We start from the raw sequence: 5627 nt of genomic DNA on the forward strand, positions 1-5627 counted from the left end.
TAACTAAAAATTTAAGGATGAGAATAGAAGTTACGCAGTTTTTTGCACCATGTCAAGCTGCCCCGCATCGCGGGGTTTAGTTCAACGTTTCTGTAAATTCATATGAAATATATTTCTGTTTTGTCGCCGGAAGGGTGTAATATATAATTCCTATACGGCACGATATGTTTATCCCGGTTAGCTGTCATCAAAATTCATGTCATCAATCGGGTTCTTAAAATCAAAATTATTTTTCGATATATGCGTGTAGCGTTGCGTGGTTTTGATACTTTCGTGCCCCATCCATTCCTGGATAAAACGGATATCGATGCCCTGTTCTAGATTGTGCGTGGCATAGCTATGCCGTAAAATATGGGGATATACCCGCTTCTTAATGCCGGCCTTTTTTGCCGCGTTTTTAATGACATGGTAAATACTCATTTCGCTGTACTGTTCTTTCTTTTCTCCCTCAAAGAGCCAGGTTGACGGCTTTTGTTCTTTATAATATGCACGTAAAAGTGTCAGTACATTCTTGGCCAACAGTACATATCGGTCTTTTCGTCCTTTGCCGTCCCGGATCTTTACCTGCATCCGTTTCGAATCTACATCTCCAAGTTTCAGGTTAATGGCCTCGCTACGCCTTAAGCCGCAGGAATAAATCAAGGCGATCAGGCATTTGTGTTTCGAGTTTTGGGTTGTTTTAATCATGAACTCAATTTCTTGTTTGCTCAACACATCCGGTAGCTTTCGTTCGCCTCTGGGCCGTACGATGTGATATGATTGCTTTTCCCGGTTCAATACCTGCTCGTAATAAAACTTGATGGCATTAATTCGCTGGTTCTGTTGGCTTGAGGAAATGTGTCTCCTTTCAATCAAGTCTAAAATGTAGCGGTTTATTTCTTCTGCCTGTATGCCTGCCAGATCTCTTTTGTCGAAATGTGCTTGAAATTCCCGGAAGTAATGCGTATAAGTTTTGATGGTGTTGCTGCTGCGCCTCTTTTGTTTTAGCAACTCCAGGTAGCCCGGAATTAATGGAGGAAGCTGCTTGGGGACAACCGTTCTTTCCGGGCGGGCAGGGGCGGTGGTCGCTTGGGCTTGTTCCTTCAAATCGGAATAATCTACCCAGGCAATCCCCCGGAAAGCATCAAAAAACGAGCGCAAGTTGAATTGTTCTTTCGGAATATACCAGCTTCTCAATTGTTGGCTCCAGCGTGCCCCGGCAAATTGTTTTACCCGTTGCTTTAGTTCGTCGTCAAAATCAAACTGAATGGAAACCACCTCCTGGTTTTGCCAGGTGGTTCGCGAAAGCCGGATGGTCTTGGTTGGGGGCATAGCTGCTATTTCTGCTCTCAAGTTACGTATTTTACAGTAAAAAATGTTTGAGAGTCGCCTTTTTTTATTCAGCAGATATTCAACTGGATGTGCTGACTGTTGCGTGTGGTTTTAGTTGATTCGTATGGGTTCTCTGGAAACAGGACCTGAATTTTTCGGACCAACCGGAAGTGTCTGTGCCGGATCGAATGCCTTGTTGCTCCGGGGCTGGAATGAAAATGGGGCAATGCGGTGGCCTTTGGAAGGAATATGCTCTCGGTCGCTTTTCTGTTGCAGATGATTCGTGCCAACATCGTACGTTACTTTTAATTTAGACTAGATATCTCTTTATTTTATACTGTTTAATTAACAGAAAGCATAGAGAAAGCTAACAGAAAGGTAGTAAAAAGTACGGGTTTCAATCGAAGATAAAGTATCCGGGACCCGAAACTTTTTTGGAATGCTGATGCTTGCCGGGGGCATGGTAAAATAAGCCGGAATAGGTATTATAATACCGCAAAAAGAAACCGGGGGGCAATTTACAGTTGCCCACCGGTTGTTGGGCTGTGCGCCGTGGGTATGGATTTTCCGGCAACCGGATTTGTTTTACGGGATTTCGATGCCGGAAACAGGAGGCTACTTTTTGCCTTTACGCTTGTTTACGTTCTCAGCGTCGCGCTTCAGCTTCTTTTCTTCCCGCTTTTCTTTCAAACTCTTTTGGGGCTCTTTTAAGCCAACGTTTTTCTTTGCCATGATTTTTGGGTTTAAAAATTAGACAGATTTATATCCGTGCGTCCTCAGACCGGTTCCGCCGAACTTGTTTCGTCCTGGTATATGATGTTTCTGATTTCCATGCGTTTGGTCCCCTTTGGAACGTCAAATGAAACGACGCTCCCGGCGCGGTACCCCAGCAGTGCCGCGCCAAGGGGCGACAAGACCGAAATATTTCCTTTTTTGAAATCGGCATCTTTGGGGTAAACAAGCTTGACTTGCATGAACCTGCCTGTGTCCAGGTCTTGAATCTCAATCAGCGAGTTCATCGTTACAAAACCGGGGGTAAGCTTCTCGTCGGCGACCTTTTGAGCGCGTTTCAACTCGGCCCCCAAAAACGCCAGGTTCTTGACCTCGGTTAGCTTCAGGTTTCTCTGCGAGTTAATCAGGCCACACAATTGGATGTAGTCTGACTCGGTAATTTGAATGTGGTCTTTCATGATACATGTATTTAATGATTTATAAATGTGTGAATTGATCGCGAAGGTGGCAGGCTGGAAGAAAACGCTTAGGAACATCTTCCTGCGAAGAAAAGCGCTTGTACACCCAACCCGTTAACCAGCCGGGGCAGGCCGTATGATTGCAGCAGGTGGTTGTAAACAGGGAAACAAATGGTAGATTCGTTCCTTGCTTCAACTATCTTTGTATGGATAAGCCTGGGCGTGTACATATTGCTATAAAACAAAAATATGCGCTAAATATAAAATCGAAAACGATGCAATAAGAATCGTATCCGATACAATAGTAGGGAATATTCCCGATTTTTACAAAATTTGCCGTCTGATGAAGAATAAGTATGCCATTTTAAAGCAGATCATCGACTTGTATGAAGAGTATGAGCAGGACGAAGTGCAGTTAAGCCTGCTGGACTTTTCGCATTGGATGAGTAAAAAATTGAATGAAGAGCCGGAGCTCGATCAACAAGTCAAATCGGAAAAATACCCCGGACAGCATAAACCGAAATCCCCCGTATTCAAACAATTTAACGAGAAAGCCCGTTTTCTGGAGGCCGTATCGCGAATCGCCAGGTACCATGAATTTTATACCCGGAAAGCGTTGAAAGATTTGGTTATCAATAACCGGCTTGAGTTTCTTTTTCTGCAAACGGTTAAGTTGATGGCGAAGGCAAAAAAGACCGATCTGATTAGTGTGTATAATCTTGAATACACTACCGGAATGGACACGATCAGGCGATTGATTAACAACGGGCTGTTAGATGAGGTACAGGACGAATCGGACAAAAGGGCTAAGTTGTTGGCACTTACCCCGAAAGGAGAAGAGATACTTGCTCAGTCAACGAAAAGCATTCTGGAGGAAAATACGATGTTTTTTGCCGCTATCAGCGATAACAAGTGGAAGAAAATACTACCGGTACTGGAGGAGCTGGACGATTTTCATGGCAGTATTTATAAGAACCACAGTAACAAACCTTTTGCTGAATTGGCCAACCTGATGGATTCGTTGAAATACTTGTATAAGTGAGCGTTTAGCAAACCGTACCCGCACGTGTGGTGGTTTAACCTTGCTTTTCGTTCCTCCTGTGCAGGTACTGCCTGTGTTTTTCGTACCTGCCATGAGGTATTTGCCTGCTCTTATCTGTTGGCCGTAAAAATGGGCGCGAACCCAAAAATAATTTTTCACCTGCTTTTGGTTCAACAAAAAGGTGTTACCTTTGCCGTGTTATTCGTGGATAAATTTGAGATTGATTGCAACCACAGAAAAAAATGCTAAAGCAATCGCTTTAACTTTTCTATTTTTTCCATTCAATCCAATCCACAACATTGTTGAACCCAGTAACCGGCAAAATGGTTTTAATACCGTTCTGCAAGTTCATTAAAATGTTAAAGGATATGAGTTATCTGTTTACAAGCGAATCGGTATCGGAAGGGCATCCCGATAAAGTAGCCGACCAAATTTCGGATGCCCTGCTGGATGAATTTCTGGCCTTCGACCCCGACTCGAAAGTGGCCATCGAGACCCTGGTAACAACCGGGCAGGTGGTGTTGGCGGGCGAGGTGAAATCGGAAACCTATGTGGATGTGCAGGAAACAGCGCGCCGGGTGATCAACGAAATTGGCTATACCAAAGCGGCTTACCGTTTCGACGGCGACTCGTGCGGGGTGCTTACCGCCATTCATGAGCAAAGTCCCGACATCAACCGCGGGGTGGACCGGGCGAATAAGATGGAGCAGGGCGCCGGCGACCAGGGCATGATGTTTGGCTATGCCTGCAAGGAAACCGACGATTATATGCCCCTGCCACTCGAACTGTCGCACCGCATTTTGATGGAGCTGGCCGATGTTCGCCGCGAAGGAAAAGTGATGACTTACCTGCGCCCCGACTCCAAGTCGCAGGTGACTATCGAGTACAACGACGACAACTCGCCCAAGCGGGTGGATACGATTGTGGTTTCGACTCAGCACGACGAGTTTGACGCCGACGAACCCATGCTGGCCAAAATCAAGGCCGATGTGATTTCGATTCTGATGCCCCGCGTGATTGAAAAACTGCCCGAACGCGTGAAAGCCTTGTTCGGCGACGACATCATCTACCATGTAAACCCAACCGGCAAATTCGTGATTGGCGGTCCGCATGGCGATACCGGCCTTACCGGACGCAAAATCATTGTGGATACTTATGGAGGACGCGGCGCTCATGGCGGTGGCGCTTTCTCGGGGAAAGACCCTTCGAAGGTGGACCGCTCGGCTGCTTATGCTGCCCGCCACATTGCCAAAAACCTGGTGGCAGCGGGCGTGGCCGACGAAATCCTGGTGCAGCTGGCCTATGCCATTGGCGTGGCCAAGCCGGTAGGTATTTTTGTGAACACCTTTGGCACGGCCAACGTGAAACTGGACGACGGACAAATCGCTCAGGAAGTGAAAGAACTGTTCGACCTGCGCCCGGCAGCCATTGAAGCCCAGCTGAAATTGCGCAACCCGATTTACCGCGAAACGGCAGCCTACGGACACATGGGCCGCACCCCGCGCACAGCGGTGAAGGTGTTTGAGTCGCCTTATTTCGGTCGGGTAGAGAAGAAAGTGGAGCTGTTCACCTGGGAGAAACTCGACTATGTGGATCAGGTGAAGGAGTGTTTCGGACTGTAAAAAACGACACTGTATATCGGAAAGCCCGGCCCAAAAAGCCGGGCTTTCCGATTGGTATATTAAATAAGCTCACTACTTGGGGAATACACTCTTTTTTGAGTTGAATTTCGGTGTCCCGGGAGCCTTCAGCCTGCGATATCGAGAAAGCGATTCCTAGCGCTACTATAAAACTGATCTGTCCACAAGCCGGACTGGCTCTTCCTTTTCCATTCGATGAAAAGCCTGCCTGCGGTAGGCAGGGAAGCAAAAACCGTGTCAAAACGAACCCTCTGCCGGGCGTTTTGACGGCCAACGCACCCGCTCCGATCAACATGGAGATCGGCTGAAAACGAATTACTCATCTGGAATATTGATGGCTCCCGGCGTTGTCTTTGTTTTCTTCTTGAAGCAGCATTTTTAAAATTGTCAGGAGCCGAAGAAAGAGAATGTCAGCTTTTGGACTGGCCTACGGGGGTTTTGCTT

The 5627-nt window shown here is 46.8% G+C and carries 4 protein-coding genes; 2 read left to right on the forward strand and 2 right to left on the reverse strand.

Translation table 11 applies throughout. The annotated features are described in order from the left end of the window. Positions 1 to 177: 177 nt before the first annotated feature. Together xerA and N2K84_RS19880 are read right to left on the reverse strand one after the other, a co-directional pair. Positions 178 to 1332, reverse strand: coding sequence for a site-specific tyrosine recombinase/integron integrase (gene xerA, locus N2K84_RS19875; protein ID WP_282593586.1), 1155 nt, complete (start codon positions 1330 to 1332; stop codon positions 178 to 180). A 755-nt stretch (positions 1333 to 2087) separates the two neighbouring features. Continuing rightward, positions 2088 to 2501: a GreA/GreB family elongation factor gene (locus N2K84_RS19880; protein WP_282593587.1), complete on the reverse strand. Its 414-nt coding sequence runs from the start codon at positions 2499 to 2501 to the stop codon at positions 2088 to 2090. Between the two features lie 343 nt (positions 2502 to 2844). Between N2K84_RS19880 and N2K84_RS19885 the strand changes: the two genes are divergently transcribed. Both N2K84_RS19885 and metK read left to right on the forward strand, forming a co-directional pair. Next, positions 2845 to 3543 (forward strand): MarR family winged helix-turn-helix transcriptional regulator, encoded by a 699-nt coding sequence (locus N2K84_RS19885; protein ID WP_282593588.1) that lies wholly within the window; start codon positions 2845 to 2847, stop codon positions 3541 to 3543. 368 nt (positions 3544 to 3911) lie between these two features. Continuing rightward, positions 3912 to 5165, forward strand: a complete 1254-nt coding sequence (metK, locus tag N2K84_RS19890; protein ID WP_282593589.1) for a methionine adenosyltransferase — start codon at positions 3912 to 3914, stop codon at positions 5163 to 5165. Positions 5166 to 5627: the final 462 nt, after the last annotated feature.

Origin of the sequence: Gaoshiqia sediminis, from assembly GCF_025907915.1 — a bacterium.
Taxonomy (GTDB): Bacteria; Bacteroidota; Bacteroidia; order Bacteroidales; family Prolixibacteraceae; genus Gaoshiqia; species Gaoshiqia sediminis.

What these genes read in the sequence shown, in the direction of transcription:
- N2K84_RS19885 (WP_282593588.1), top strand. Translation starts at nt 2,845, where the DNA reads ATGAAGAATAAGTATGCCATTTTAAAGCAGATCATCGACTTGTATGAA.
- N2K84_RS19880 (WP_282593587.1), bottom strand. Translation starts at nt 2,501, where the DNA reads ATGAAAGACCACATTCAAATTACCGAGTCAGACTACATCCAATTGTGT.
- metK (WP_282593589.1), top strand. Translation starts at nt 3,912, where the DNA reads ATGAGTTATCTGTTTACAAGCGAATCGGTATCGGAAGGGCATCCCGAT.